Consider the following 25,606-nt stretch of genomic DNA (forward strand, 5'->3'; position numbering starts at 1 on the left):
CGTCTTGATCAGGGGTACGACAGCCCGCCTGGCGCCGGTCAGATCGGGTCGGCGTCGACCTCCAGGCCGCGCTGGATCACCTCGGTACGCATGGCTGCCAGCGCCGGGGCGACCTTGTCCGGATCGCCCTTGGCGCCCAGTTCGATGTGCGGGCGTGCCCGCTTCGCGTTGCCAAAGCTCGGCAGACTGAACACGGTGACACCGTAGTCGCGCTCGATCGCCTGCATCAGATCGAGCAGCCGGCTCTCGTGTGCGTCGAACACGAAGAAGGAGGCCTCAGTCCAGTTGCGGGTGTGATGCAGCTGCCGGTACTTCGTGTCGAGCACCCACTGCATCATCGGCCAGGCCATCTCAGGAAAGCCCGGCACGAAATGGTGGTCGCCACAGCTGAAGCCGGGAATGCGATTGAACGGATTGGGAATGATGTCGCAACCTGCCGGAAACTCGCCGAGACGCAGACGGTTTTCCGTCACCTCGGCGCCGAAGCGCGCACGGATTTCGACCTCGGCCGCCGGATGCAGCACGCAGTCGACACCGAGCGCCGCCGCGGCGGCCTGCCGCGTGTGGTCGTCCGGCGTGACGCCTATGCCGCCGCAGGAGAACACGATGTCGGTCGTCGCAAGCGAACGACGGAAGGCGTCGATCAGACGTGGACGTTCGTCGCCCAGATAGCTCACCCACGACAGCTGCAGGCCGCGCTCGGCGAGCAGTTCGCGCACTTTGGCGAAGTGCCCGTCCTGACGGCGGCCGGACAGGATTTCATCGCCGATGATGTAGAGGCCGATGGCCATGATCGCAACTCCTGTTCAGCGCGGAGGGCGCTGAATGTCGTGAAAAAAAGACCGACGCGTGATCGAGGCGCGTGCGTCAGAGTCCGAGTTCGGACCACATCGCATCGACGCGCCTCTTCACGTCGGCATCCATCTCTATCGTGCGCCCCCACTCGCGGCTGGTTTCGCCCGGCCACTTGTTGGTCGCGTCCAGCCCCATCTTCGACCCGAGGCCAGCGACCGGGCTGGCGAAATCGAGGTAGTCGATCGGCGTGTTGTCGACGATGACGGTATCGCGCTTCGCGTCCATGCGCGTGGTCATCGCCCAGATCACCTCCTGCCAGCTGCGGATGTCGATGTCCTCGTCCACGACGATGATGGTCTTGGTGTACATGAACTGGCGCAGGAAGCTCCATACGCCGAACATGACCCGCTTGGCGTGCCCCGGGTACTGCTTGCGCATGGACACCACCGCCAGCCGGTAGGAACAGCCTTCGGGCGGCAAATAGAAATCTGTGATTTCCGGAAACTGCTTCTGCAGCAGCGGCACGAACACCTCGTTCAGCGCCACGCCAAGCATGGCCGGTTCGTCCGGCGGCTTGCCGGTATAGGTCGAGTGGTAGATCGGATTGCGGCGCATGGTCATGCGCGTGATCGTGAACACCGGAAACTCGGCCACTTCGTTGTAGTAGCCGGTGTGGTCACCGAACGGCCCTTCCGGCGCGTGCTCATAGCCGGACGGATGGCTCGCGTCCGGCCGCAGTTCGCCTTCGAGCACGATTTCGGCACTGGCCGGCACGTCGAGATCGTTGCCGATGCACTTCACCAGTTCGGTGCGGCTGCCACGCAGCAGGCCGGCGAACTGGTACTCGGACAGCGTGTCCGGCACCGGCGTCACCGCGCCCAGTATCGTCGCCGGATCGCAGCCCAGCACCACCGAAACCGGGAAGGGCGTGCCCGGAAACCTGCGCGCGTGGTCGCGGAAATCGAGCGCACCGCCGCGGTGGGCCAGCCAGCGCATGATCACCTTGTCCTGCGCGATCACCTGCTGGCGGTAGATGCCGAGGTTCTGTCGCTTCTTGTCCGGTCCGCGCGTCACCACCAGACCCCAGGTGATCAACGGTGCCGCATCACCGGGCCAGCAGTGCTGAACCGGCAAGCGCGACAGATCGACCTGACTGCCCTCCCACACGACGTCCTGACACGGAGCCGACGACACCTTCTTCGGTGCCATCGAGAACACCTGCTTCAGCATGGGCAGCTTGTCCCAGGCATCCTTCAGGCCCTTGGGCGGCTCCGGCTCCTTCAGCATCGACAGCGTGCGACCGATGTCGCGCAGCGCTTCCGCCCACTTGTCGCCGCTGACGCCCATGCCGAGTGCCACGCGTCCCGGCGTGCCGAACAGGTTGCCGAGCACAGGCATCGTGTGACCGGTCGGCTGCTCGAACAGCACCGCTGGCCCCTGCGCGCGCAGCACGCGGTCGCAGATCTCGGTCATCTCCAGATGCGGCGATACCGGGCGCGCAACGCGCTTCAGTTCGCCCATCCGTTCGAGCTGCGCGATGAAGTCGCGCAAATCCGTGTATTTCATGTCGTGTTACGGCTCCAGTACTTCGCGCCTTGCTGAGTGCTGCACAGTGCGCGGCCGATGGTAAGCGATAGTGAAGGCCGCCGCACCCCGCACGCGGCCACTGACCGCGCGGCACTGCAGGCGTTCCGATACAGCTGTCGCAACCGCCGCCGGCAGTCGACTGTCAGAATGCGCGACCGTCCCGCTCACACGCCCGACATGCTTGCCTGGTACGCCGACCACTTCGTTCTGCCGCTGCCTGAAACCCATCGCTTCCCGATGGACAAATACCGCCGACTGCGGGAACGCGTGGCTGCCGAGCTGCCGGGCATCACGCTGAGCGAGCCGCCGGCCGCGACCGACGCCGAACTGTGCCGCGCGCACGACGCCGGCTACGTCGATCGCGCCAGCCGGGGCGAACTGAGCGTGAACGAAATCCGCATGATCGGCTTTCCGTGGTCGGCGCAGATGATAGAGCGCTCGCGCCGTTCCGCCGGCGCCACCATGGCCGCGTGTCGCAGCGCGCTGCGCGATGGCGTGTCGGTCAATCTGGCCGGCGGCACCCACCACGCCAAGCGCGCCAGCGGAGCCGGTTATTGCGTGTTCAACGACTCGGCGGTGGCCGCACGCATGCTGCAGGCCGAATGCGGCATCGAACGCGTGGCCATCGTCGACCTCGACGTGCACCAGGGCGACGGCACCGCGGAGATCCTTGGTCGGGCCGATGACGTATTCACGCTGTCGCTGCACGGCGACCGCAACTTCCCCTTCCGCAAGGAGCGCAGCCACCTCGACGTCGCGCTGCCTGACGGCTGCGGCGACGACGCCTACCTCGCCACACTCGACGACGCGCTGACACGGATGAGCGCGCGCTTCGACCCGCAGTTCATCCTCTTCCTCGCCGGCGCCGATCCGTTCGAGGGCGACCGCCTCGGTCGGCTCAAGCTCACCAAGCCGGGCCTGGCCGCACGCGACGCCCGGGTGTTCGACTACTGCCGCCGGCGTGACCTGCCGCTGGCGGTGGCGATGGCCGGCGGCTACGCGGAGGACATCGCCGACATCGTCGACATCCACTTCGCCACCGTCGCCGCCGCGCTGCACCACGCCACGACCCGCTGACGCAGCGGTTGACGCAAGCCCGCCGTGTTCTGGTAGATTCCGCCCCGTATATGCTTTTTGCATATACGTGGATTCAACCAACCGGGAGGTCAGACCGTCCGATGAACACCCGACACCTGGGCGCAGCCCTCGCCCTTGGCACATTGCTCGGCGGCTGCGCCGCACCGCACAGCGAAACACCGCTCGCCACCAATTTCCCGACCACGAAGCAGCCAAAGGTACAGGCGGCCGGCCACTGGTCGGTCATCGCTCGTGACGTCGCGGCGCAGATCACGCGCGACCTGAAGGACGAACGTCCGCTGTTCGTACGCGAGAGCAGCGCGCGCACCCACTTCAATCTCGCCTTCGAAAAGCAGCTCATCTCGGCGCTGCTCGAACAGGGTCGCACCGTCAATCGCACGCCGCAGGGCGCGCTGGTGCTCGAGTTCGATACCCGCACGCTGCGCTTCTCGGCCGATCGTCCGCAGTACAAGCACACCGGCACGGCAACCATGCTGGCGGCCGGCCTGTGGGGCCTGGCCGTGGCCGACGCCAGCGCGGCCGGTGTGGCGACGGCCGGCGCAGTGGGCAGCGACGCCTACGGCTGGTTCCGCTCCGAATTCGCGTCGGGTGCCACGCCGCAGACGGAAATCATCGTCACCGCACAGGTCAGCGACGAGCAGCGCTTCCTCGCCCACCGCACGCACGTCTATTACGTCGCCGACGGCGACCGCGCGCTGTACGACGCCGGCAGCGGCACGCACACCATCCGTCTGAATGGAGACCAGTGACATGCGCTCTTCTGTTCTCACGCTGCTGTGCGCCGGCCTGTTGCCGCTGGCCGCCTGCACATCCTCGGTCAAGCCCGACCCCACTTATGAGCAGGCGGCCAGCGACCGCTTCGTTCCGGCGAACTACAAGGCGGCCGATGCGCTGCTCGGGCAGATCGACAATTCGATCGGCAGCGGCAATCCGCTCATCATCGCCACCGTGGTGAACATCGACGCGCTGGACCAGTCGTCCACGCTGGGCCGGCTGGTGTCGGAGCACGTGTCGTCGCGCTTCTCCCGCGCCGGCTACCACATGGTGGAAATGAAGTTCCGCAACAACGTCTATGTGCGCCAGCATCAGGGCGAAATGATGCTCACCCGGGAGATCAAGGATCTCGCACGTTCGCATCAGGCACGCGCCGTCATCGTCGGCACCTATGGCGCCGCGGAGGACATGGTGTTCATCAACCTGAAGGTGATCGACCCGGCCACCAATGTCGCGCTGGCCGCGCACGACTACGTGCTGCCTCGCGACGCGGCAATGAAGTCGCTGTTGCGCAGCACGCGCTGACGAAGACGTCCTTCGCCCCCGGATCAGCGGCTGCGGCGCCCGCGCAGCCACTTCAGGCCAAGCGGCCACAATGTGCGCTGCATGTCGGAGTGAAAGGGCGCGAAGTGGCCGATACGGGTCAGGCCGAAGCGCGCCGGCAGGAACTGCACCTGGCGGGTGCGCGCTTGGGTGAACCAGCCAAGCAGCCGTTCCATCGCCGCCGGCGTCGCGTACGGGTCGTCGGCCGACGCGCAGGCCAGCACTTCACCGTGATAACCGGCAAAGGCGGCGCGCGCCGCGCCGCCGTCCGGGGCGCCGCCGGCGCCGGGCAGCCAGCGGTACAACCGGTCGAAATCCGGCCACAGCCGCAGCCCCCATTCGAGCGCGACGCCACGCGGCAGGTCCTCCAGCCAGCCCAGGCGCTTGCCCGGGAAATAGCCCATCATCAGTGCGAGCGCCGGCATCAGCAGATGCCAGCGCAGCAGGTAGCCGACACGCTGGCGCGGCGCGTAGTCCGGCCAGTAGGCGTATTGCGAGCCGACCAGAAGCAGCCGGGCGAGCCGCACATTCGACGGCGCCGACCCGAGGCAGAAGCCACCGATGCTGTGCCCAACGCCGACCAGCGTGCGTCCGGGAAAGCGGGTGGCGAGCGTGCGGATCGCTGCGTCGGTATCGAGCGCGCCCCAGTCGTGCTTGGTGGCACGCAGCCCGCGCAGGCTGCCGTAGCGGCTGTCACCGATGCCGCGATAGTCGAAGGTCATCGCTGGCAGCCCATGTGCGGACAGCCAGGCAGCGAATCGTCCGTAGTAACGCGCGGCCACGCCGGTGGCACAGCAGACGATCACCGCCGGCCGACTGCCGTCGTCCCTCTCCGGTCGCCAGAGCCGGCCGCGCAGCAGGTAGCCGTCCGTCGCCGCGAACTCGATGTCCTCCGGTACGGGCACCTTGCTCCCGCTCACAGACCGCTCAGGCGAAGGAAGTAGACGAGGTCCATCTCCGGCGCCGGCTGCCCCAGGCGCGTGGCGACCGCCGACATCTGGCCGCGGTGGTGGGTCGCGTGGTTGAACACGTGCAGCAGCGTGCCGGCCCACTGTGTGTCACACGCCTGACCCGCCATGTTCGCGTAGCGCAGCCGGCTCGCGAAGACGGTCTCGTCGGACGCCTCGACCAGTTCGATCCAGCGCTCGGCCTGCTCGCGTGCCCGCTGCTGCAGCGCCGACCGGTCGGACTCGACTTCGTCAGCGAGCGAAGTGGCCGCATACGGCCGTCCGGTGAAGCGGCCGTACCAGATCAGGTCGGCAAGCAGCAGGTGATTCAGCGTGCCGTGCAGGCTCTTGAAGAACAGCCCATGATCAGCACGCCAGTCGACGTCGCTGACCGCATCGAGCGACGCGAACAGGCGATCGCAGGCCCAGCCGTGATAGCGGGCCATGGTCAGACTGTGCGCTTTGATCATTGCAGGTCCGGAGTCAATGCAGGCGTTTCGCCTGCGCGCGAAACCCGTCCTCGAAACGTCCGCCGAGTACCGACGGCAGGTCCGAGCGACCGAGGCCGAGATCACGCAGTTCGAGATCGTTCATTGCCTGCAATTCTGCACGCGCGCGACGCTGCCGGCGGCCCTCACGCAGCCGGCGCGCCACTTCACTGAGCCAGGCGTGCGCGGACATGACGCACCTCCTGTGTCTCGCCGGCATAGCCCCAGGAATCCGCCGCCAGATCGCTGACCACGATGTAGCTGGCCGGGTGCAGCGGGCCGATCAGTTCGTCCAGCGCCTGCCAGACGGCGGAAACATAGTTCGCCTTCTCCGGCTTCGTGTTGGTGCCGGCGGTGATGCGCACGTCCAGATGGAAGGCGGTCAGCGCACCGCCAACCGCCTCCGCGCCGACAGACCAGTGTTCTACGTGACCCATGGCCAGCGCCGTCAGCTCGCGCTTCTTGCCGAGCACCTCGGCTGTCAGATCGGTGACGGCGCGGGTCACGGCGAGGCGTGTTTCGGCGTCGAGCGGGCGGGACAGCTGCAGCGTGATCATCGGCATGGCGGGGCTCCTTCACTGAATGACCGGATCATGCCGGCCGCAACTGTGACGGTCGATGCACAGGATTCGTTTTTTTGACCGACACAATTCCGGTTCTGACGGATCTGTACCGGCAACTGCGCACACAAACTGTACTGGTCCATGAACAAGGTCGCACAGTACAGTATCGATCGCCACCGCGAGAGGACGCCGCATGAACCGCTACGAACAACTCGCCGACCGGCTGCGCTCCGATATCCGCGCCGGTCTGTACCCGCCGGGCCAGCGCCTGCCGTCGGTGCGTCGCATCGCGCTGCAGCAGGGCCTCAGCATCGCCACCTGCATCTCCGCCTACCGCAAGCTCGAAGCCCAGGGCTGGCTGGAGGCGCGCCCGCAGTCCGGCTTCTACGCCCGTACGCCCGAGGCGCTGCCGCCCCGCGCCTGCCAGACCTGCGACGACGAATCGCCGGGCGAAGTGACGATGTCGGAACGGGTGGCCCAGGTCATGCGCGCCTCGCACCGCGACGACCTGCTGGTGTTCAGCACCGCGATTCCGCACGCCGACTTCCTTCCGGTGAAGGACATCCGGGCCAGCCTCGGCCGCGCCCTGCGCGCCGACGACGCCGGCAGCGCGCGCTACGGAGAATTCATTGGCGAAGAGGCGCTGCGCGTGCAGATCGCCCGGCGCGCAGTCGATTCCGGCTGCCAGATCCATCCCGACGACATCGTCATCACCACCGGCTGCCAGGAAGCCCTGACGCTGGCGCTGCGCGCCACCACGCAGCCGGGCGACGTGGTCGCCATCGAGTCGCCGGCCTTCTTCGGCACGCTGCAGCTGATCGAATCGCTGGGTCTGAAGGCGCTCGAAATCCCGACCGACGCGCAGACCGGCCTCAGCCCGGACGCGCTCGAACTGGCGCTGGAAAAGTGGCCGGTCAAGGCCTGCCTGGCGTGCACCAGCTTCAGCAACCCGAGCGGTGCGCTGATGCCGGACGCGCACAAGCGGCGCATCGTGCAGATGCTGTCGAGCCGCGGCATCGCGCTGATCGAGGACGACATCTACGGTGAACTGGCACACGACGGCGAACGCCCGCGCGTCGCCAAGGCCTGGGACCGCACCGGTCACGTGCTGCTGTGTTCGTCCTTCTCCAAGACGCTGGCGCCCGGCCTGCGCATCGGCTGGATTGTCGCCGGACGCTGGCGGCGCGAGGTCGAGCGTCTCAAGTACGGCAGCACGATGGCGACCGCGCTGCTGCCGCAGCGCGCGCTCGCCGACTACCTCACCAGCGGCCGGCCGGAGCGGCACATGGCGCGCATCCGCCGGCAGTACGCCGAGCAGATGGAAAGGATGCAGACCGCGATCGCGCGTCACTTCCCGCCCGGCACGCGCTGCACGCGTCCGGCCGGCGGCTTCATCCTGTGGGTCGAACTGCCGGAGCACATCGACGCGCTGGCGCTGCAGTCGCGGGCACTGGCGGCCGGCATCAGCATCGCACCCGGCCCGCTGTTCTCGCCGCAAGGCAAGTACCGCAACTGCATACGCCTGATGTGCGCGGTGCGCTGGGACGCACGCGTCGACGCCGCACTCGCCAGCCTGGGTTCGCTCGCCAGCCGATAGTCCGACCGGACCATGCGCACCGGCCGAACGGCCTATGACTTCCCGCGTCGAACATTAACGGGAGATTAACTGGCGGGACATCGTCGCCGGCCAGACTTTCCGCGTCTCAACCCAGACCGGAGAGTCCCATGTTCACGCGTTCCACCCTTGCAGCCGCCCTGCTGGCCGGCCTGATGTCGGCCGGCGCCCAGGCGGCCGCCCCGACCATCAGCGGCCAGTTCGGCAGCGGCATCACGGCCGGCACCGTCGCCGCCGAAAGCTATTCCTTCATCGGCAGCGCCGAAAACTGGTCCTTCTGGACCTTCAAGGCCGATTTCCTGAGCGAAGTGTCGATCACCGTCACCCCGACGGATCCGACGCTCGACGTCGTTTTCGGCATCTGGTACGGCGTCGAGAGCGATACCGCGAACTACTTCGACCTCGGCAGCGCCTCGGCGACCACGATGTTCGTCACCGGCGCCGACGGCACGCCGTCCAACCCCTACGCCGGCGCCGGTGAAGCGGCCAGCGCGAACTTCTTCAACGACTACGGCAACGGCCTGTTCGTGCTCGCCATCGCCGACTTCAGCGACAACGTCGGGGTCGGCCAGCTTGGCTACACCATCACCGCCACCGTGCCGGAGCCCGAAACCTACGCGCTGCTGCTGGCCGGCCTCGGCCTGATCGGCGCTGCCGCCCGCCGTCGCGCCTGATCCATCCGCACGGCCCCCACACACTCAAAACGGAGAGACAACAATGAACCATCAAGACGACCTGATCGACGTCCTGCGCGATTTCAGCAAGGCCGACGCCTCGAAGGACATGGACCCGCACTGGACCTATGGCCGCCGCGGCTTCCTGAAGAGCGGTGTCGCCGCCGCCGCCACCGTCGCGATGCCCTTCAGCATCCTCGGTTCGAAGAAGGCGCACGCCGTGCAGCTGCCGTTCAGCCCCGACTACGGCCCGCTCGCCCCGGTCGCCGATGAAGTCACCGGCCTGCCGCTGCTGCAACTGCCGGAAGGCTTCAAGTACTGGTCCTACGGCTGGACCGGCGACGTGATGACCGACGGCATCGCCACTCCGGGCGCGCACGACGGCATGGCCGTAGTCGCCGCCGACGCGAACAAGATCGTGCTGGTGCGCAACCACGAACAGGGCAGCCGCACCGCCGGTTCGTACGCCAACCCGAAGATCACCTACGACCCGCTGTGCAACGGCGGCACGACCAACCTCGTGTTCTCGCCGCGCACCAAGCAGTGGGTCGGCGCCTACGCGTCGATCTCCGGCACCATCCGCAACTGCGCCGGCGGCCCGACCCCGTGGAATTCGTGGATCACCTGTGAAGAAACGTCGGACGGCCCGCACAACGGTGCTTCCAAACAGCACGGCTACTGCTTCGACGTGCCGGCCACCGGCGCCGCCAAGCCGGTTCCGCTGGTCGACATGGGCTGTTTCAGCCATGAAGCCGTCGCCGTCGATCCGGTCACCGGCATCATCTACGAAACCGAAGACAGCACCCCGTCCGGCTTCTACCGCTTCATCCCGAACGTCATCGGTCGTCCGGAAATGGGCGGCAAGCTGCAGATGATGAAGCTGAAGACGGCCAACAACGCCACCCGCACCATCAACGGTGTCAGCTACGGCTACTACAACACCGGCGTGGCACAGGCTCCGGGCACCACCTTCGACGTCGAGTGGGTGAACATCGACGAGCCGAACAAGCCCTTCATCAGCGGTACCTCCTACGGCGGCGTGGTCGCCCAGGGCATCATGCAGGGTGCGTCGAGCATCGTCCGCGGCGAAGGCGTGTGGTACGGCAACGGCGTGATCTACGTGTGCTCGACCAGCGGCGGTGCCGCCGGCAAGGGCCAGATCTTCGCCTACGATCCGCGTCGCGAAACCTTCACGCTGGTGTACGAATCGTCCGGCGCCGACGTCTGCGACAACCCGGACAACATCGCCTGGAGCCCGCGCGGCAGCCTCATCCTGTGCGAAGACGGTGGCAACTCGGTCTCGCGCTGCCACGGTCTGACCACCGATGGCACCGTGTTCCCCTTCATCGCCAACAACGCCGACTTCCGCGCTGGCGCCATCGGCACCTACACCCGTCCGTCCGGCCGTTCCTTCAGCAGCAACTCGATGGGTTCCGAGTTCTGCGGCGCGACCTTCCACAACGAGTGGCTGTTCGTGAACACCCAGTCGCCGGGCATCACCTACGCGATCACCGGCCCGTGGGATAACGGCGCGCTGTAATCGCACTCCTGCAGTCCGCAGTTCCGGGCCGGCGCACGCGCGCCGGCCCTTTCCGATTCGAGAGGCTTCCCATGTTGAGCAAATCCCTGATCGCGGCCGCGCTGTTCGCGGCCGCACCGGCGTTCGCCGCGACCTATACCTTCCAGCAGGGCGCCGGCGGCTACGACGGCACGATGGACGTCACGATGTACAGCAGCGACCCCGATGCAAGCAGCGGCTACGAGCAGGAAGTAAGCATCGACGCGTCGGACAACGGTTCGCCGAACCACGTGCTGCTGCGCTTCGACAATCTGTTCGGCAGCGCCGCCAACCAGATCAAGACCGGCGAAACCGTGGTGTCGGCCACGCTGACGCTGCAGATCACCAGCGCCGGCAGCGGCATCCGCTTCTACGACATGCTGAGCGACTGGAACTCCGCATCCGCCACCTGGAACACGATGGGCGACGGCATCCAGACCGACGGCATCGAGGCCGCCGCGCTGCCCTTCCTGACTATAGGCAGCAACAACAGCGACCCCAACATCGAATCGGGCACGCTGGTGCTGGACTTCACCGACGCGCTGCGCCGCATGCAGGACGGCGGCGTGCCGGGCTACGGCTGGGCGCTGCTGCCCTTCGAGCCTAACGGCACCAATGGCATCGATTTCTACAGCGCCGAGGGCTTCATGGTCAGCGATCGCCCGCTGCTGACGGTCGAGGTCGCACCGGTGCCGGAACCCGAAACCTACGCGCTGCTGCTGGCCGGGTTGGGCCTGATCGGTCTGCGCGCCCGTCGCCGCGACTGAAACAGGCACCACTGCGCAATGAAAACGCGGGGCTCCCGGGCCCCGCGTCTTTTCATTTCAGCGCACCGATGTCGCGCAGGAAGGCATCGACCTGCCGCGTGTAGTCGCCGGGCAGACCCAGCTGTTCGTTGATGTCGCCGTGCGACAGATCGAGCGGCAGCTCGTCGATGCGGCCGCCGGTCTCGCGCACCCGCTGCGCGAACACCTTCACCTGGTCGCAGGCCTGGCGGCGCCGGCTGGAGCACACCGCCAGCCACGGCGCGGTCGGCCCGCCAAGCTGGTGCAGTGGCGAGGTCGCACGCCAGAAGGCGGGGTCCTTGCCGAAGGCGTCGTCGAACAGGCCGGCGTGGCGTTCCTTCATCAGCCGTTCGACGTCGAGCGCGCCGCTGTCGAGCAGCACGCTGCCCAGCCATCGCAGATCGCCACGTGGCGAGGCGGCCAGCAAGGCCACCAGATGCGCACCGGCCGAATGCCCCATCAGCACGAAGCGCGACGGATCGCCGCCCCAGGAGGGCGCCAGCGATTGCGCCCTGGCCAGTGCGGCCGCCACGTCGTCGCGCTGTGTCAGCACGTCGGCGTCGGGCAGCATGCGGTAATTGACCGACACGACGATGACGCCGGCCGGCAGCCAGTGCGCGAGCTTGTTGCCGATCAGCCGGCCGTGCGCCTTGTCGCCGCGACGCCAGCCACCGCCGTGCACGAGGAAGAGCACCGGCGCGTCGCGGGCGCCGTCGGGAATATAGACGTCCATGCGCTGGTCGGCATGCTCGCCGTAGGCGATATTGCGTTGCGCGCGGCTGCCGGCGGGCAGGCGGACCTCGGCCCCGCTGTCGGCGCGCCGCTCCGCCAGACGCTCGCGCAGCGGCCCCGCCTGCGCCTCGAAAATGCATAGCAGTGCGGCCGCAGCAAGACCCACGGCGCTCATCCTCTTCATGTCGCTCTCCTGTTGCCGGGCCGGACGCGCCCTGCCGAGGTAGACGCGGGGCGGCGGCCCGCCTTACGCCGCCGCGTCAACGCAAGGCGTAGTCGGCGACGATGCCGGCGAACACCGCGGCGCCCAGCCAGTTGTTGTGCAGGAAGGCGCGGAAACAACGCGCGCGGTCGCGGCCGCGGATCAGGGCCCAGTGATAGCCGGCGATGCCGGCGGCAACGACCAGCCCGACGTAGTAGGGCCAGTGCAGCCCTTCGAGCCGGCCGTAGAGCGCCAGCAATGCCAGCGTGATCGCGTAGCAGGCCATCACCGCTGCAACGTCGAAGCGGCCGAAGGTGATGGCGGAGGTGCGGATGCCTATCTTCAGGTCGTCGTCGCGATCGACCATCGCGTACTCGGTGTCGTAGGCGACCGCCCAGAACACATTGGCCGCCAGCAGCAGCCAGGCTTCCATCGGCACCGTGTACAGCTGCGCCGCATAGGCCATCGGGATGCCGAAGCCGAAGGCGATGCCGAGGTAGGCCTGCGGAATCGCGAAGAAGCGCTTCGTGAAGGGGTAGCTGGCGGCCAGGAACAGCGCGGCGAACGACAGCAGGATGACCAGTCGGTGCAGCGGCAGGATGAGGATGAAGGCGAACAGCGCCAGCGCTGCGGCCAGCAGCAGCGCCTCGCGCGTGCCGACCTCGCCGGTCGCCAGCGGGCGGTTCTTCGTGCGCTCGACGTGACCGTCGAAATTGCGGTCGGCGTAGTCGTTGATGACGCAGCCGGCGCTGCGCATCAGCACCGTGCCGAGCATGAATATCCACACGATGAAGGCGGAGGGCTTGCCGCCGCCCGCCACCCACAGCGCCCACAGTGTGGGCCAGGCAAGCAGCAGGATGCCGATCGGCTTATCCAGCCGCATCAGGCGTTCCCAGGCGTTCAGGCGGGCGAGCAGATTCATGGCGCGAGTTCCGAAATGGCCGGCAGGAAGACTTCGGTCACCAGCAGCGGCCGGCCGCGGCGCACGAACAGCGAACGGCGCGCCCACAGCGGGCCACTCACCGCGATGCCTTCGGCCAGCACCCGCCGGTACAGCGGGTGGCGGGCGTCGAGTCGGCGCGCCGCCAGCGGCGAGCGGGCGATGCGCGCGTCGGCGAACAGCAGCGCGCCGAGCGGCCGCGTGCCGACGCCGGCGAACATGTGCCAGACGCCGCGCACGTCACGCATGTTGACCACGCTGTGCGCAAACACCACCGGCACGCCATCGGCGTGCAGCAGCACCTCGCGCGACAGCGCCTGCGCCCGGCCGCAGCCGAGCAGACAGGCCTCGTCAGCCGCCAGCGCGGCACGACCGGTGCGCAGCGGCTGCACCGCGAAGTGCCGGCAGCGCGCCCTGATGCGTGAGGTCAGCGAATGAGGATCGGTCAGCCAGCCGCGCAGTGCCGCCGGCATGAATAGCGCCGGCGAACGCCACGCGTCGCCGGCTCGATGAAAGGACATTTATTGCGACGCAGTCTTCAAGCCCGGCCTGCATGATAGCCGTGGCAGACGGCGCCGGCGCGTCAGGCGATCTGCAGCGGACCGTGGTCGTCGCAGTGATCGCCGTGCGGATGGTGCAGATGACCGTCGACCAGGTAATCGACGTGGTCGCCGTGCGGCACCGCTTCATGCCCGCAGCCAGGCCCATGCACATGACCGGCGCCATGGCCGGCACAGTGGTGCTGCGGCGTGCAGCCGTCCGGGTTGGCGGCGCTGACGGCGATCACGTGTTCGTCGACATGGTCGCCATGCACGTGATGCAGGTGGCCGTCATGCAGGAAATCGACGTGGCCTTCGTGGCGCACCGCGGTGTGACCGCATTGCGGGCCATGCTGGTGGTCGTGATGGGCGTGCTGGGTGCAACGGGTCATCGGCGCTCTCCGGTCGGTGGGTGCATCCGCACTATAGACAGGAAATGACGCTTCGGCCGCCTCGGGCGTCACACCTTGCGCTCGTCCCTGCCGGTCTCCGGCGCCTCGTCGATGGTCTGCGCGCGGTCGTCGTCCATCAGCATGCGATGGGCCGGGCCTTCGAGATCGTCGAACTGGCCGCTGCGCGCCGACCAGATGAACACCGCGCCGATGCCCAGCGCGATCAGTACCGACATCGGTACCAGCAGCCACAGAATGTCCATCAGTTCCGCTCCTTTGCCCGCCGCTGCAGACGCAGTGCGTTGAGCACCACCATCAGCGAACTGAGCGACATGCCGATGCCGGCCATCCACGGCGTGATCCAGCCCAGCATCGCCGGCGGGATGGCCAGCAGGTTGTAGGCAAAGGCCCAGCGCAGGTTCTGCCGCACGATGGCCAGCGTCGCCTGGGCGGTGTCGAGCCCGCGGGTGAGCGCGTCGAAACGTTCGGACAGCAGTACCAGGTCGCCCTGGGCGCGCGCCAGTTCGGTGCCGCCGCCCATCGCGACCGACACCTGGGCCTGCGCCAGCACCGGCGCGTCATTGACGCCGTCACCCAGCATGGCGACGACGGCGCCGCGCTGCTGCAACGCTTCTATATAGGCGCGCTTGCCCTCTGGCGTCATCCGCGCATGCGCGTCGGCGATGCCGAGCTCCTGCGCCAGCGCCTCGACCGGTGCGTGTGCGTCGCCCGACAGCAGGCTGACCGCGATGCCGCGTTCGCGCAGGTGCGCCAGCAGCTCGGACGCACCGGGCCGCAGCGCGTCGCTGAGATCGAAGCGCGCAAGCAGCCCCTGTTCGTCGCCCAGCCACACCGGCGTCGAGATGCCCGACGGCGAGGCCGGAAGCGGTGCCCCGGAAAGCCCACAGACGTAGTCCGCGCTGCCCAGCCGCAGGCGGCGGCCGGCGATGACGCCCTGCACGCCCTGCCCGGTCACCGCAGACAACTGATCGACGACCGGTCGCACCTGCTCACCGGCAGCGGCGCGCAAGGCGCGCGCGATCGGGTGAGTCGACGGCCCTTCCAGCGCCGCGGCCAGCGCGGTGGCCCGTGCCGCGTCGACGTCGCCCATCAGTTCGACCGTCTGCAATGCCATGGCGCCGGTGGTGAGCGTGCCGGTCTTGTCGAACACGACGTGGGTGACGCGTGCCAGCGTTTCGATCGCGTGTGCGCGGGTGACCAGCAGACCGCTGCGCGACAGCACACCGGTGCCGACCGTCAGCGCCGCCGGTGTGGCCAGAGACAGCGCGCACGGGCAACTGACGACCAGCACCGCGACAAAGACGGACAGCGCCTGCGACGGATCCAGCCACAGCCAGACGCCAGCGGTGACCAGCGCCAGCACGATGAGCGCCTTGACGAAATGCACGGCGATGCGGTCGGCGAACTGCACCACCTCGGGCCGGCTGGCCGAAGCACGGCCGATCAGCCGGCGGATCGCTGCCAGCCGCGTCGCCTCGCCGACCTGTTCGACCGCCAGCACGACCGGGGAGCCGATGTTCAGGCTGCCGCCGACCACGCGGTCGCCGGGGCCTCGACCCTGCGGCTTCGACTCGCCGGTGAGCAGGCTTTCATCGACCTCGCTGCGACCATCGACCAGGCGGCCGTCGGCCGGAAACACCTCGCCGGCGGCGACGACGACGTGGTCGCCGGCCAGCAGCCGCGCCACCGGCACCGCCTCGGTGGCCGTTCCCGGCCAAGCGGTGAAGCGGTGCGCCAGCGCCGGCATCACGCGCGCCAGTTCCTCGACGCCGCGCACCGCACGCTGGCGCGCCAGCATTTCGAGGTAGCGTCCGCCGAGCAGCAGGAATACGAACATCGTGACCGAATCGAAATACACCTCGCCCGAATGCGTCACCGTGGCCCACAGGCTGGCGATGAAGGCGGCGCCGATGCCAAGTGCGACCGGCAGGTCCATGCCGACCCGCTTCGCCGCCAGATCGCGCAGCGCGCGCGAGAAGAAGGGAGCGGCCGAGTAGCACACCACTGGCGCGGTCAGCACCAGACTGGCCCAGCGCATCAGCGCGGCGATGCTGCCCGGCAGTTCGGCGTCGCCGGCGGTGTACTCCGGCCACGCGTACATCATCACCTGCATCATGCCCAGTCCGGCCACCGCCAGCCGCCACAGTGCGTCGCGCCGCTCGCTGCGGGCGACCGATTCGGCGTGTGCGCGGTCGTTCGGCCAGGCTTCGTAGCCGATCTCGGTCACCGCCCGCAGGATGGCCGACAGCTGCACGCGGGCCGGGTCCCACACCACGCGAGCGCGACGGGTGGCGTAGTTGATTTCCAGCACCAGCACGCCGGGCAGGCGGCCGACGTGCTGCTCGTTCAGCCACACGCAGGCCGCGCAGCGTATGCCCTCGATGATGAGCAGCGCCTCGCGCGCGTCGGCGCAGTCCGCGTGGGCGACGGTGCGGACGAAATCGGCTTGCACTTCCGGCAGGTCGTACACCGACAGGTCGCGCGCACCGCCGTCGGGTGCCATTTCGGGCAAGGCGTCGCGGTGGGCGTAGAAAGCGTCCAGACCGCCGCCGGAGATGGCTTCGGCGACTGCGGCGCAGCCGGCGCAGCACATCGGCCTGTCCTCGCCGGCGACGCGGACGCGATAGCGCACCGGGCCATCGACCGGCAGCCCGCAGTGATAGCAGGCCGTCGTCGCGGCGGCGCCATCCGGACTCAGGTTCAGCGGTGATTCCGGCGCGTTCATCACGGGGGCAGGGTTCGAATCATGGGCTCACATTCTAGGCGGCTGCGCACCCACCGCCCATGACGTGAGTCAAGCGCGCGCCGGCAAGCCATTTCAGGGATTTCACGCCGGGCAAGCGGACGAAAGCTTGACCTGGGACATTGCGAAGACGCCTGCCTTGGACTACGTCTAAAACTTCAGGTGGCGACGCCGGCCGCCTGCTCACGGTCACTTTTTTCCTGCCTTCGCCCAGACGAGGAAGACCACGGATGAAAAGAGAAGCGTTCGAACAACCGGCCGCCTCGCCTGCGCCGGCCCCCTCGCCCCGCCTCCGGCTGCTGTCCGGCCTGCTCGCCGACGCCGGCATTACGCTCGACGGCGAAGCGCCGTGGGACCTGCAGATGCGCAATCCGCGCCTGCCCGAGCGCGTGCTCGCCTACGGCAGCCTCGGTCTGGGTGAGGCCTACATGGATGGCGACTGGGACGCCGCCCGGCTCGACGAATTCTTCGCCCGCCTGCTGCGTGCCCGGCTGGACACGCGGGTCAAGCCGGCATCGCTGCTGATGCATGCATTCAGCGCCCGCCTGCTGAACCGGCAGACGCCGCGTCGCGCCTGGCAGGTCGGCGAACGCCACTACGACCTCGGCAACGATTTCTACGCGGCGATGCTTGACCCGCGCATGACCTATACCTGTGGCTACTGGCAGGACGCCGCCGACCTGGCGTCGGCGCAGGAGGCCAAGCTCGAACTGATCTGCCGGAAGCTGGACCTGCGTCCCGGCATGCACCTGCTGGACATCGGTTGCGGCTGGGGCAGCCTGCTCGGCTACGCCGCCGAGCACCACGGCGTGCGCGGCACCGGCGTCACCGTATCGCGCGAACAGGCGGAGTGGGCACAGCAGCGCTACGCCGGGCTGCCGGTCGAGTTCCGGCTGCAGGACTACCGCGAACTCGACGGCAGCGAAACCTTCGACCGCGTGGCCAGCGTCGGCATGTTCGAACACGTCGGCCGGCGCAACTTCCGCACCTTCATGCAGGTGGTGCGGCGCGCACTGGTGCCTGACGGGCTGGCGCTGCTGCATACGATAGGCAAGAACACGCGGCGCGGCGTCACCGACCCGTGGATAGACCGCTACATCTTCCCCAATGGAGAACTGCCGTCGATCGGCCAGATCGGCGATGCGGTCGATGATGTATTCGTGGTCGAGGACCTGCACAACTTCGGCGCCGATTACGATCGCACGCTGATGGCCTGGCACGAGAACTTCGAAGCGGCCTGGCCGCAGTTCGCCGACCGCCTCGGCGAGCGCTTTCGCCGCATGTGGCGCTACTACCTGCTGTCCTGCGCCGGCGCCTTCCGCGCGCGCGACATCCAGCTTTGGCAGTGGGTACTGTCGCCGAGAGGCGTGGCAGGCGGCTACCGCAGCGTGCGCTGACGGCGGCTCAAAGCGACGCCAGCCGCGACTTGGCCAGCGGCGGGTTCTTCGCCAGATAGCGGCGGATGCCGCGCAGGATGGCGTCGGCCAGCTTGTCCTGGTAGGCGTCGTCGGTCAGCCGCTTCTCTTCTTCCGGATTCGAAATGAAGGCGGTCTCGACCAGGATGGACGGGATGTCCGGCGCCTTCAGCACGGCGAAGCCGGCCTGCTCGACATGCGGCTTGTGCAGCGTGTTCACGCCGCCCAGTTCGCCCAGCACGGCGCGGCCCAGCTTCATCGAGTCGTTCATCGTCGCCGTCTGCGACAGGTCGAGCAGCGTGCGCGCGAGATAGGGATCCTTGACGTCGAGATTGACGCCGCCGATCAGGTCGGCCGAGTTCTCGCGCTGCGCCAGCCAGCGCGCGGCGGAACTGGTGGCACCGCGGTCGGACAGCACGAACACCGAACTGCCGCGCGCGTCCGGCCGTACGAAGGCGTCGGCGTGGATGGACACGAACAGGTCGGCGCGCACGCGGCGCGCCTTGGCGACGCGAGTGCCCAGCGGCACGAAGAAATCGGCGTCGCGCGTCAGCACGGCGCGCATCGTCGGGTCAGCGTCTATCTTCTTCTGCAGGCGCTGCGCCACTTCCAGCGTCACGTTCTTTTCGTAGCTGCCGCCGCGGCCGACCGCGCCCGGGTCTTCGCCGCCGTGACCGGGGTCGAGCACGATGGTGACGAGGCGGCTCACGTCCACCTCCGCCTTCTTGCTGCCCGCATCGCGCGACGCGGTCTGGTTCGCCGGTTCGGGTGCCGGCTCGGCCGCCTGCGACTGTGCCGGCGCGTCGGGCTGGTCGGGTGCCACGTCGCCCTGGTACTGGATGTCGCCCTGACGCGCGAGCTGCATCAGCGGATCGATGGGCATCGCCGGATAGATGTCCATCACCAGCCGGTGACCGTACTGGCCGACCGGCGCCAGCGTGAACACCTGCGGCTTCACCTCGGTCTTCAGTTCCATCACCAGCCGCACCACGCCCGGCTTGTTGCGACCGGCGCGGATCAGCTTGATGTAGGGATCGGTATCGGCAATCTTGCCCGGCAGGCTGCCGAGCACGTTGTTCAGCTCCACGCCCTCGATGTCGATCACCAGACGTTCCGGGTTCTGCACGGTGAAGTGCGCGAACTTCAGCGCGTCGCGGGATTCCAGCGTGATGCGGGTATATTCCAGCGAAGGCCACACGCGGACGGCCAGCAGCGAGGTGGCGGCGGCGCGCCCGACCGGGCTCACCGACAGCAGCAGCGCGGCACCGGAAAATCCGAGAAAATCGCGCCGGCTCAGGTCGCGGACGGACGGCCTTCCGCGGCGACGCACAAACGGCTTAAACATGCCCGACCTCCTTCGCTGCCGGCGGACAGCCGCGCACGGCGCGCCTCGCCGACCACGGCGAGCGCAATGCGCAGATCGGGCTGCGGCAGATGCGCGCCCGCCTTGTCCGGCCACTCGACCAGACAGACGCCCGCGCTTTCGCCGGTTTGCCCGAAGTATTCGTCCAGACCTGCTTCGATGAATTCATCAGGATCCGTGAAGCGATAAAAATCAAAGTGATACAACGGGAAGTTTAAGCTAGAAATAGCATACGATTCAAGCAAAGTGAAGGTCGGACTTTTTACCTTTCCCGTGTGGCCCAGCGCCCTGAGCAGTCCGCGCACCAGCGTGGTCTTGCCGGCGCCCAGGTCGCCGTCCAGAAACACGCACAGGCCGGGCGCCAGCGCGCGCGCCAGTCGCGCGCCCAGCGCCTCGGTGGCGGCGGTGTCGGCGAGGTCCATCGTCAGGGTTGAATCATTCATGGCGGTCTGCGTGAAATCGGAGCGGCCGCCATTATCCGCCCGCGCGGTCGCGCAATGAGCGACACCCTGCCCTGCAGCCCGGACGGACTGGTCGCGCGCATACGCGACTGGGGACGCGAGCTGGGCTTCGCGTCGATCGGCATTTCCGGTGTCGATCTGGGTGAAGCCGAAACCCGCCTGCTCGACTGGCTCGCCGCCGGCCGTCACGGCGAACTGGACTACATGGCGCGCCACGGCGCGATTCGCGCACGCCCGGCCGAACTGGTGCCGGGCACGCTGTCGGTCATCAGCGCACGCATGCCGTACTGGCCGGACGATGCGGCGGACGCGCAGGCGGTGCTCGACGACGGCGACCTCGGCTATGTGTCGCGTTACGCACTCGGCCGCGATTACCACAAGGTGCTGCGCAACCGGCTGCAGAAGCTGGCAGAACGGATCGAGAGCGTGGTCGGCCCCTTCGGCCACCGTGCCTTCACCGACTCGGCGCCGGTGCTCGAAGTCGAGATCGCCCGCCGCGCCGCACTCGGCTGGCGCGGCAAGCACACGCTGCTGATCCACCGCGACGCCGGCTCGATGTTCTTTCTCGGCGAACTGTTCACCACGCTGCCGCTGCCGCCCGACGAGCCCCAGGCCGACCACTGCGGCACCTGCACCCGCTGCATCGACATCTGCCCGACCGGCGCCATCGTCGCGCCCTACCAGCTGGACGCGCGGCTGTGCGTGTCCTACCTGACGATAGAACTGGACGGCCCGATCCCCGAGCCACTGCGCCCCCTGATCGGCAACCGCATCTACGGCTGCGACGACTGTCAGCTGGTGTGCCCGTGGAACCGTCACGCGGCCAAGGCCGTCGAGCCGGACTTCGCGGTGCGCAACGGGCTGGACCACGCACCACTGACCGCGCTGTTCGCCTGGTCGGAGGACGAATTCAACCGCCGCCTCGAAGGCAGCGCGATCCGGCGCATCGGCCACGAGCGCTGGCTGCGCAATATCGCGGTCGCGCTCGGCAACGCGCCATCCTCCGCCGCCCACATCGCCGCGCTGCAGGCGCGCGCCGACCACGCCTCACCGGTCGTGCGCGAACACGTCGCCTGGGCGCTGGCCCGACAACATTCTCCGGACACACCGACATGACCGACCGCCTGAACGACCTTGAAGCCCGCATCACGCTGATGGATGACATGCTGGACGCGCTGAACCGCACAGTGTTCGAGCAGCAGCGCGCGATCGAGTCACTGCAGTTGCAGCTCAAGCACGTCTATGCGCAGGTGCAGGGCATGCAGCCGGCCGAACGTGCCGACGCGCAGCAGGACATTCCGCCGCACTACTGAGTCCGTCTCCTACCGCGTCCCGGACAGCGCAGTCAGCGTCCATCGCTGCACCGCCCACGCCAGCACATCTTCGCGCCCGGACGCCACGACGTCGGCCGGCGGCGGGTGGCGCAGGAAGGCGAGCGCCTCCTCCAGGTCGGTCAGCGCATCGGCCGGCTCCAGCGCCGGCGCGCGTGTCTGCTTGGACAGCTTCTCGCCGTTCGCATCAAGCACCACCGGCACGTGTGCGTAGCGCGGCTGCGCCAGGCCGAGCGCGCGCTGCACCAGGATCTGCCGCGGCGTCGAGGTGAGCAGATCGGCACCGCGCACGATGTCGGTCACGCCCTGGTCGGCGTCGTCCACCACCACAGCAAGCTGATAGGCACAGTAGCCGTCGGCACGCCACAGCACGAAGTCGCCGGAATCAGCCGCCACATCGACCGCGATGCGACCGAGTACGCGGTCGTCGAACGCGACCTCGCCTGCCGGCACGCGCAGCCGCCAGGCGCGTGGCGCGATGCCGGCGCGATCGCGGCAGGTGCCGGGGTAACGCCGTGCGCCATCGGAGGCCAGCGGCTGCGATTCGAGATCACGACGGGTGCAGGCGCACCCGTAGGCCGCGCCGCCAGCGATCAGTGTGTCGAGCGCAGCGCGATACAGCGCGGTACGCCGGCTCTGCCACACCACCTCGCCGTCCCAGTGCAGGCCGAGCGCGTCGAGCTGGCGCAGTATGGTGTCGGTGGCCGCGACTGAGCAGCGCGGCTCGTCCACGTCCTCGATGCGCAACAGCCAGCGGCCGGCGGCGGCGCGTGCATCCAGCCAGCTGGCCAGCGCCGCCACGAGCGAACCCTTGTGCAGCGGGCCGGTCGGACTGGGTGCGAAACGGCCGACATACAGGCGACGCTCGGCTACCATGCCGGCTCGCCTCCGAGCGACTTACACCCAAGGACCCCCATGGCCACCATCGAACTTACTGAAGACAGCTTCAACAGCACGGTCGAGAACAATCCCTTCGTCATCATCGATTTCTGGGCACCCTGGTGCGGCCCCTGCCGCAATTTTGCCCCGGTCTACGAAGCGGCGTCGGAAAAGTATCCGGACATCGTGTTCGCCAAGGTGAATACCGAAGAGGAACAGGGCATCGCCGCCGCCTTCGGCATCCGCTCGATTCCGACCCTGATGGTGTTCCGCGACCAGATCGTGCTGTACGGACAGCCGGGCGCGCTGCCGGCCGGCCAGTTCGAACAGCTGATCGAACAGGCCAAGGCGCTGGACATGGACAAGGTGCGCGCCGAAGTGGCCGCCCAGCAGAGCGACGGCGCGACGTCCTGATCGCAACGCAACGCCGGCGGATCCGCCGGCTCAGCGATAGCCTTCTTCGGCCAGCACGCGGCGCACCACCGGCCGCTCGCGCATGCGCCGGTAGAACGCCAGGCAGCGTGACGGCAGCGGCAGGCCGATGCGGTCGGCCCAGAAGGTGACGTAGAACAGCGCGGCGTCGGCGACCGTCAGGTCGTCGCCGAACAGCCTGCCGTCGTCGTCGATGCGCGCGTCGACCAGTGTGAGGGCCTCCTCCACCAGGGTCCGGCCCTGCGCCTGGATCGCCTCCAGCCACTGCGTGGCCGCCCCCTCGTTCACACCCGCCGGCAGGTAGCGCTCCGGCGTGAAGATGCGGGTGTAACCGGCGCCGTGCACGGTGCCCACGACATGGGTCATCAGATCGACGGCGCGCGCCGCGTCGAACGGCGACGCCGGCAACAGCCGTGCCCGCGGGAACTGCCAGGCCAGCCACAGCGCGATGGACTGGAATTCGGTCAGCGCCGGATCGTCGTCGATCTGCAGCGCCGGAATCGTGCCCTTGGGGTTGATCGCCAGATATGCCGGCCGACGGTGATCGCCGGCAGGCAGGTTCACGACGTATGCCTCGAACGGCAGCTCCAGATGTTCGAGCAGGATGTGGATGCCGGTCGAGCACGAGCCCGGCGTCATGTGGAAGCGCAATCGCATGGTCTGCCTCTGTCGGTGTGTGGCCGGCGCGTCGCGCGCCGCATCTCTCCCGCACCGGAAAAGCAAGATGCATGCAGCGCATGCACGGATCTTGCTGAGCGACCCGCATCCGCCGGCCAGCGCGGATGCATGAGCCCGCTCGCCCGCCTGAATGTGGACTTTGGCGTACGCGGCTGTCCTCATTGTCGCGTTCGCGCCGGCCGCACCTGCCGCCCGCGAAGGACATCCGATGAGCACCGACACCGCACTCGCACCGCGCAACCGACTGGCCGGTGAAGCGTCCCCCTATCTGCAGCAGCACGCCGGCGATCCGGTGCACTGGTATCCGTGGTGCGAGGCCGCCTTCGCCGAGGCGCGCCGGCTCGACCGCCCCATCCTGCTGTCGGTCGGCTACGCCTCCTGTCACTGGTGCCACGTGATGGCGCGAGAATCCTTTGCCGATCCGGCCACGGCTGCCGCAGTGAACGAGGGCTTTGTCGCCATCAAGGTGGACCGTGAGGAGCGACCGGACATCGACGGTCTCTACCAGCAGGCGCTGCAGCTGCTGCGTCGCGGCAACGGCGGCTGGCCGCTCACCGTCTTCCTGTCGCCGCAGGGCGTGCCCTTCTACGGCGGCACCTATTTCCCGCGCGAAGCGTCCGGCGGGCAGATCGCACTGCGCGACGTACTGGCGTCGGTCAGCACCGTATGGACCGAAAGGCGCGCCGATCTTGCGCGCCAGGACGAAGCGCTGATTGCGGCACTGAGCGCCGCCCTGCCACAGCCCACCGGTGCGCCGCTGGACCCGTCGGTGCAGGAGCAGGCGATACAGCAGCTGGCGGTCGCCTTCGACGCCCGGAACGGCGGCTTCGGCGGCGCGCCGAAGTTTCCGCACCCGACCGACCTCGATTTCCTGCTGCAGCTGGACAGCGACATCGGCACACCGTCGCCGCGCACGATGGCGCTGGAGTCGCTGCGTCACATCGCCGAAGGCGGTCTGTTCGACCAGCTCGGCGGCGGCTTCTTCCGCTACAGCGTCGATCCGGCCTGGCATATCCCGCACTTCGAAAAGATGCTGTGCGACAGCGCCATGCTGCTGCCGCTCTACGCCAATGCCTGGAGGGCGAGCGGCGAAGCGCTGTTCCGGCGTGCGGCCGAACTCACCGTGGACTGGGCATTGCGCGAAATGCGCAGCGACGACGGACTGTTCTGCAGCGCCCTCGCCGCCGACGACGCCAGCGGCCGCGAGGGGGGCACATATCTGTGGGAAGCGTCGGCGCTGCGCGAAGTGCTGACACCGGTCGAATGGGATCTGTGCGCCGCACACTGGGGGCTGATCGACCCGCCCGGCTTCGAGGGGAAGTTCTGGCATCTGCGCGTTGCCCGCCCGGCGGAAAAGCTCGCCACGATGCTGGGCCAACCGGTGGACGCTGTGCAGGCGGTGATAGACGAGGCGCGCAGTCGTCTGCTGGAGCGGCGCAACGAGCGCGGGCGCGCCGCACGTGACGGCAAGACACCGACTGCCTGGAACGCGCTGATGGTGAACGCGCTCGCCCACGCCGGCGCCGTACTCGGCCGCAGCGACTGGCTGGAGGCGGCGCGCACGACCTTCGACGCGCTGCGCGCGGCACGCTGGCGCGAGGACATCGACGGCGCCGACCGTCTGCAGTCGCTGCCCCGCATCGACGGCTTTCTCGACGACCACGCCTTCCTGCTGGATGCCGCACTGACGCTGCACGAAGCGATGCCGCGCGACGGCGACCTCGCCTTCGCCGCACGGCTGGCCGAGGTGATGCTGCTGCGTTTCGAAGACGACGCCAGAGGTGGCTTCTTCTTCACCGCACACGACGCGCTACCACTGTTCCACCGCAGCAAACCCGCCCTCGACGCTGCCACGCCTGGCGGCAACGGCGTCGCCGCGCTGGCCTTGATCAGACTGGCACGGCGTACCGGCAACACCCGCTACGTGAACGCGGCCGAACGCTGCGTGCGTCTGTTCGCCGCCACCGTGCGAGCCGACCCGGCCAGCCATACCCGCCTGCTCATGGCCGCGCGCTGGCTGGACGAGGGGCGTTGATCAGCGGAGAGGGCGC

28 protein-coding genes are annotated in these 25,606 nt (G+C 68.3%); 12 read left to right on the forward strand and 16 right to left on the reverse strand.

Annotated elements, in window-relative coordinates; genetic code table 11:
• Window positions 1-38 precede the first annotated feature (38 nt).
• Complete coding sequence (locus tag METRZ18153_RS0116625) at window positions 39-791, reverse strand: competence/damage-inducible protein A (RefSeq protein ID WP_020165801.1); 753 nt, start codon at window positions 789-791, stop codon at window positions 39-41.
• Window positions 792-867: 76 nt separating this feature from the next.
• Window positions 868-2,361: a 4-hydroxy-3-polyprenylbenzoate decarboxylase gene (gene ubiD, locus METRZ18153_RS0116630; protein WP_020165802.1), complete on the reverse strand. Its 1,494-nt coding sequence runs from the start codon at window positions 2,359-2,361 to the stop codon at window positions 868-870.
• A 168-nt stretch (window positions 2,362-2,529) separates the two neighbouring features.
• On the opposite strand from ubiD, the gene METRZ18153_RS0116635 reads away from it, so the two are divergent.
• From METRZ18153_RS0116635 to METRZ18153_RS0116645, 3 genes are all read left to right on the forward strand, one after another.
• Complete coding sequence (locus METRZ18153_RS0116635) at window positions 2,530-3,459, forward strand: histone deacetylase family protein (RefSeq protein ID WP_232416074.1); 930 nt, start codon at window positions 2,530-2,532, stop codon at window positions 3,457-3,459.
• A 101-nt stretch (window positions 3,460-3,560) separates the two neighbouring features.
• Window positions 3,561-4,229, forward strand: a complete 669-nt coding sequence (locus METRZ18153_RS0116640) for a hypothetical protein (RefSeq protein WP_020165804.1) — start codon at window positions 3,561-3,563, stop codon at window positions 4,227-4,229.
• A gap of 1 nt (window position 4,230) precedes the next feature.
• The gene (locus tag METRZ18153_RS0116645; protein ID WP_020165805.1) at window positions 4,231-4,779 is read left to right on the forward strand and encodes a FlgO family outer membrane protein; all 549 of its coding nucleotides are present in this window, start codon (window positions 4,231-4,233) and stop codon (window positions 4,777-4,779) included.
• A 23-nt stretch (window positions 4,780-4,802) separates the two neighbouring features.
• On the opposite strand, the gene METRZ18153_RS0116650 is transcribed toward METRZ18153_RS0116645, so the two are convergent.
• The 4 genes from METRZ18153_RS0116650 to METRZ18153_RS0116665 are packed head-to-tail and all read right to left on the reverse strand — an operon-like array spanning window position 4,803 to window position 6,795.
• The gene (locus METRZ18153_RS0116650) at window positions 4,803-5,717 is read right to left on the reverse strand and encodes an alpha/beta hydrolase family protein (protein ID WP_020165806.1); all 915 of its coding nucleotides are present in this window, start codon (window positions 5,715-5,717) and stop codon (window positions 4,803-4,805) included.
• Entirely contained in the window at window positions 5,714-6,214 is a 501-nt protein-coding gene (locus tag METRZ18153_RS0116655; RefSeq protein ID WP_020165807.1) for a DinB family protein, read from the reverse strand. The genes METRZ18153_RS0116650 and METRZ18153_RS0116655 overlap by 4 nt, the downstream gene beginning before the upstream one ends.
• Window positions 6,215-6,227: 13 nt before the next feature.
• Entirely contained in the window at window positions 6,228-6,425 is a 198-nt protein-coding gene (locus tag METRZ18153_RS0116660; protein WP_020165808.1) for a YjiS-like domain-containing protein, read from the reverse strand.
• Complete coding sequence (locus METRZ18153_RS0116665) at window positions 6,400-6,795, reverse strand: tautomerase family protein (RefSeq protein ID WP_020165809.1); 396 nt, start codon at window positions 6,793-6,795, stop codon at window positions 6,400-6,402. Before METRZ18153_RS0116665 ends, METRZ18153_RS0116660 begins: the two co-directional genes overlap by 26 nt.
• Before the next feature lie 193 nt (window positions 6,796-6,988).
• On the opposite strand from METRZ18153_RS0116665, the gene METRZ18153_RS0116670 reads away from it, so the two are divergent.
• The 4 genes from METRZ18153_RS0116670 (at window position 6,989) to METRZ18153_RS0116685 (ending at window position 11,409) form a co-directional block, all read left to right on the forward strand.
• Window positions 6,989-8,392 carry an aminotransferase-like domain-containing protein gene (locus tag METRZ18153_RS0116670; protein ID WP_020165810.1) on the forward strand — a complete coding sequence of 468 codons (1,404 nt, stop codon included), beginning with the start codon at window positions 6,989-6,991 and terminating at the stop codon, window positions 8,390-8,392.
• Between the two features lie 128 nt (window positions 8,393-8,520).
• Complete coding sequence (locus tag METRZ18153_RS0116675) at window positions 8,521-9,084, forward strand: PEP-CTERM sorting domain-containing protein (RefSeq protein ID WP_020165811.1); 564 nt, start codon at window positions 8,521-8,523, stop codon at window positions 9,082-9,084.
• Between the two features lie 43 nt (window positions 9,085-9,127).
• Window positions 9,128-10,624: a PhoX family protein gene (locus tag METRZ18153_RS0116680; protein ID WP_020165812.1), complete on the forward strand. Its 1,497-nt coding sequence runs from the start codon at window positions 9,128-9,130 to the stop codon at window positions 10,622-10,624.
• A gap of 71 nt (window positions 10,625-10,695) precedes the next feature.
• Complete coding sequence (locus tag METRZ18153_RS0116685) at window positions 10,696-11,409, forward strand: DNRLRE domain-containing protein (RefSeq protein ID WP_020165813.1); 714 nt, start codon at window positions 10,696-10,698, stop codon at window positions 11,407-11,409.
• Between the two features lie 52 nt (window positions 11,410-11,461).
• Here METRZ18153_RS0116685 and METRZ18153_RS0116690 read toward each other — a convergent pair whose 3' ends face one another.
• The 6 genes from METRZ18153_RS0116690 to METRZ18153_RS0116715 form a co-directional block, all read right to left on the reverse strand.
• Window positions 11,462-12,343, reverse strand: a complete 882-nt coding sequence (locus METRZ18153_RS0116690; RefSeq protein WP_232416075.1) for an alpha/beta hydrolase — start codon at window positions 12,341-12,343, stop codon at window positions 11,462-11,464.
• A 76-nt stretch (window positions 12,344-12,419) separates the two neighbouring features.
• Window positions 12,420-13,283, reverse strand: a complete 864-nt coding sequence (ubiA, locus tag METRZ18153_RS0116695; protein WP_020165815.1) for a 4-hydroxybenzoate octaprenyltransferase — start codon at window positions 13,281-13,283, stop codon at window positions 12,420-12,422.
• The gene (locus METRZ18153_RS0116700; RefSeq protein WP_029143838.1) at window positions 13,280-13,822 is read right to left on the reverse strand and encodes a chorismate--pyruvate lyase family protein; all 543 of its coding nucleotides are present in this window, start codon (window positions 13,820-13,822) and stop codon (window positions 13,280-13,282) included. Before METRZ18153_RS0116700 ends, ubiA begins: the two co-directional genes overlap by 4 nt.
• 62 nt (window positions 13,823-13,884) lie before the next feature.
• Window positions 13,885-14,232 (reverse strand): hypothetical protein, encoded by a 348-nt coding sequence (locus METRZ18153_RS20705; protein WP_019916823.1) that lies wholly within the window; start codon window positions 14,230-14,232, stop codon window positions 13,885-13,887.
• A gap of 68 nt (window positions 14,233-14,300) precedes the next feature.
• Window positions 14,301-14,495, reverse strand: a complete 195-nt coding sequence (gene ccoS, locus METRZ18153_RS0116710) for a cbb3-type cytochrome oxidase assembly protein CcoS (RefSeq protein ID WP_020165818.1) — start codon at window positions 14,493-14,495, stop codon at window positions 14,301-14,303.
• Window positions 14,495-16,978 carry a heavy metal translocating P-type ATPase gene (locus METRZ18153_RS0116715; RefSeq protein ID WP_020165819.1) on the reverse strand — a complete coding sequence of 828 codons (2,484 nt, stop codon included), beginning with the start codon at window positions 16,976-16,978 and terminating at the stop codon, window positions 14,495-14,497. Before METRZ18153_RS0116715 ends, ccoS begins: the two co-directional genes overlap by 1 nt.
• Window positions 16,979-17,226: 248 nt before the next feature.
• Between METRZ18153_RS0116715 and cfa the strand changes: the two genes are divergently transcribed.
• Window positions 17,227-18,393, forward strand: coding sequence for a cyclopropane fatty acyl phospholipid synthase (gene cfa / locus METRZ18153_RS0116720; protein WP_020165820.1), 1,167 nt, complete (start codon window positions 17,227-17,229; stop codon window positions 18,391-18,393).
• 7 nt (window positions 18,394-18,400) lie between these two features.
• Here cfa and METRZ18153_RS0116725 read toward each other — a convergent pair whose 3' ends face one another.
• Window positions 18,401-19,756 (reverse strand): N-acetylmuramoyl-L-alanine amidase, encoded by a 1,356-nt coding sequence (locus tag METRZ18153_RS0116725; protein WP_043363944.1) that lies wholly within the window; start codon window positions 19,754-19,756, stop codon window positions 18,401-18,403.
• On the reverse strand, window positions 19,705-20,217 hold the full coding sequence (tsaE, locus tag METRZ18153_RS0116730; protein ID WP_029143839.1) for a tRNA (adenosine(37)-N6)-threonylcarbamoyltransferase complex ATPase subunit type 1 TsaE: 513 nt from the start codon (window positions 20,215-20,217) through the stop codon (window positions 19,705-19,707). Before tsaE ends, METRZ18153_RS0116725 begins: the two co-directional genes overlap by 52 nt.
• Window positions 20,218-20,271: 54 nt before the next feature.
• Between tsaE and queG the strand changes: the two genes are divergently transcribed.
• Together queG and METRZ18153_RS0116740 are read left to right on the forward strand one after the other, a co-directional pair.
• Window positions 20,272-21,351, forward strand: coding sequence for a tRNA epoxyqueuosine(34) reductase QueG (queG, locus tag METRZ18153_RS0116735; RefSeq protein WP_020165823.1), 1,080 nt, complete (start codon window positions 20,272-20,274; stop codon window positions 21,349-21,351).
• Entirely contained in the window at window positions 21,348-21,548 is a 201-nt protein-coding gene (locus METRZ18153_RS0116740) for a SlyX family protein (RefSeq protein WP_020165824.1), read from the forward strand. Before queG ends, METRZ18153_RS0116740 begins: the two co-directional genes overlap by 4 nt.
• 9 nt (window positions 21,549-21,557) lie before the next feature.
• Here the strand turns inward: METRZ18153_RS0116740 and gluQRS are convergent, their stop codons facing one another.
• A complete protein-coding gene (gluQRS, locus tag METRZ18153_RS0116745; RefSeq protein ID WP_020165825.1) occupies window positions 21,558-22,442 on the reverse strand; it encodes a tRNA glutamyl-Q(34) synthetase GluQRS in 885 nt (294 codons plus the stop codon).
• 39 nt (window positions 22,443-22,481) lie between these two features.
• Here gluQRS and trxA point away from each other — a divergent pair, with 39 nt between their 5' ends.
• The gene (trxA, locus tag METRZ18153_RS0116750; protein ID WP_020165826.1) at window positions 22,482-22,859 is read left to right on the forward strand and encodes a thioredoxin; all 378 of its coding nucleotides are present in this window, start codon (window positions 22,482-22,484) and stop codon (window positions 22,857-22,859) included.
• A gap of 30 nt (window positions 22,860-22,889) precedes the next feature.
• On the opposite strand, the gene METRZ18153_RS0116755 is transcribed toward trxA, so the two are convergent.
• The gene (locus METRZ18153_RS0116755) at window positions 22,890-23,534 is read right to left on the reverse strand and encodes a glutathione S-transferase family protein (protein ID WP_029143840.1); all 645 of its coding nucleotides are present in this window, start codon (window positions 23,532-23,534) and stop codon (window positions 22,890-22,892) included.
• A 229-nt stretch (window positions 23,535-23,763) separates the two neighbouring features.
• Between METRZ18153_RS0116755 and METRZ18153_RS0116760 the strand changes: the two genes are divergently transcribed.
• Entirely contained in the window at window positions 23,764-25,590 is a 1,827-nt protein-coding gene (locus tag METRZ18153_RS0116760; protein ID WP_020165828.1) for a thioredoxin domain-containing protein, read from the forward strand.
• The last annotated feature ends 16 nt before the right edge of the window (window positions 25,591-25,606 follow it).

Origin of the sequence: Methyloversatilis discipulorum, from assembly GCF_000385375.1 — a bacterium.
In the GTDB taxonomy this organism is placed as follows: Bacteria; Pseudomonadota; Gammaproteobacteria; order Burkholderiales; family Rhodocyclaceae; genus Methyloversatilis; species Methyloversatilis discipulorum_A.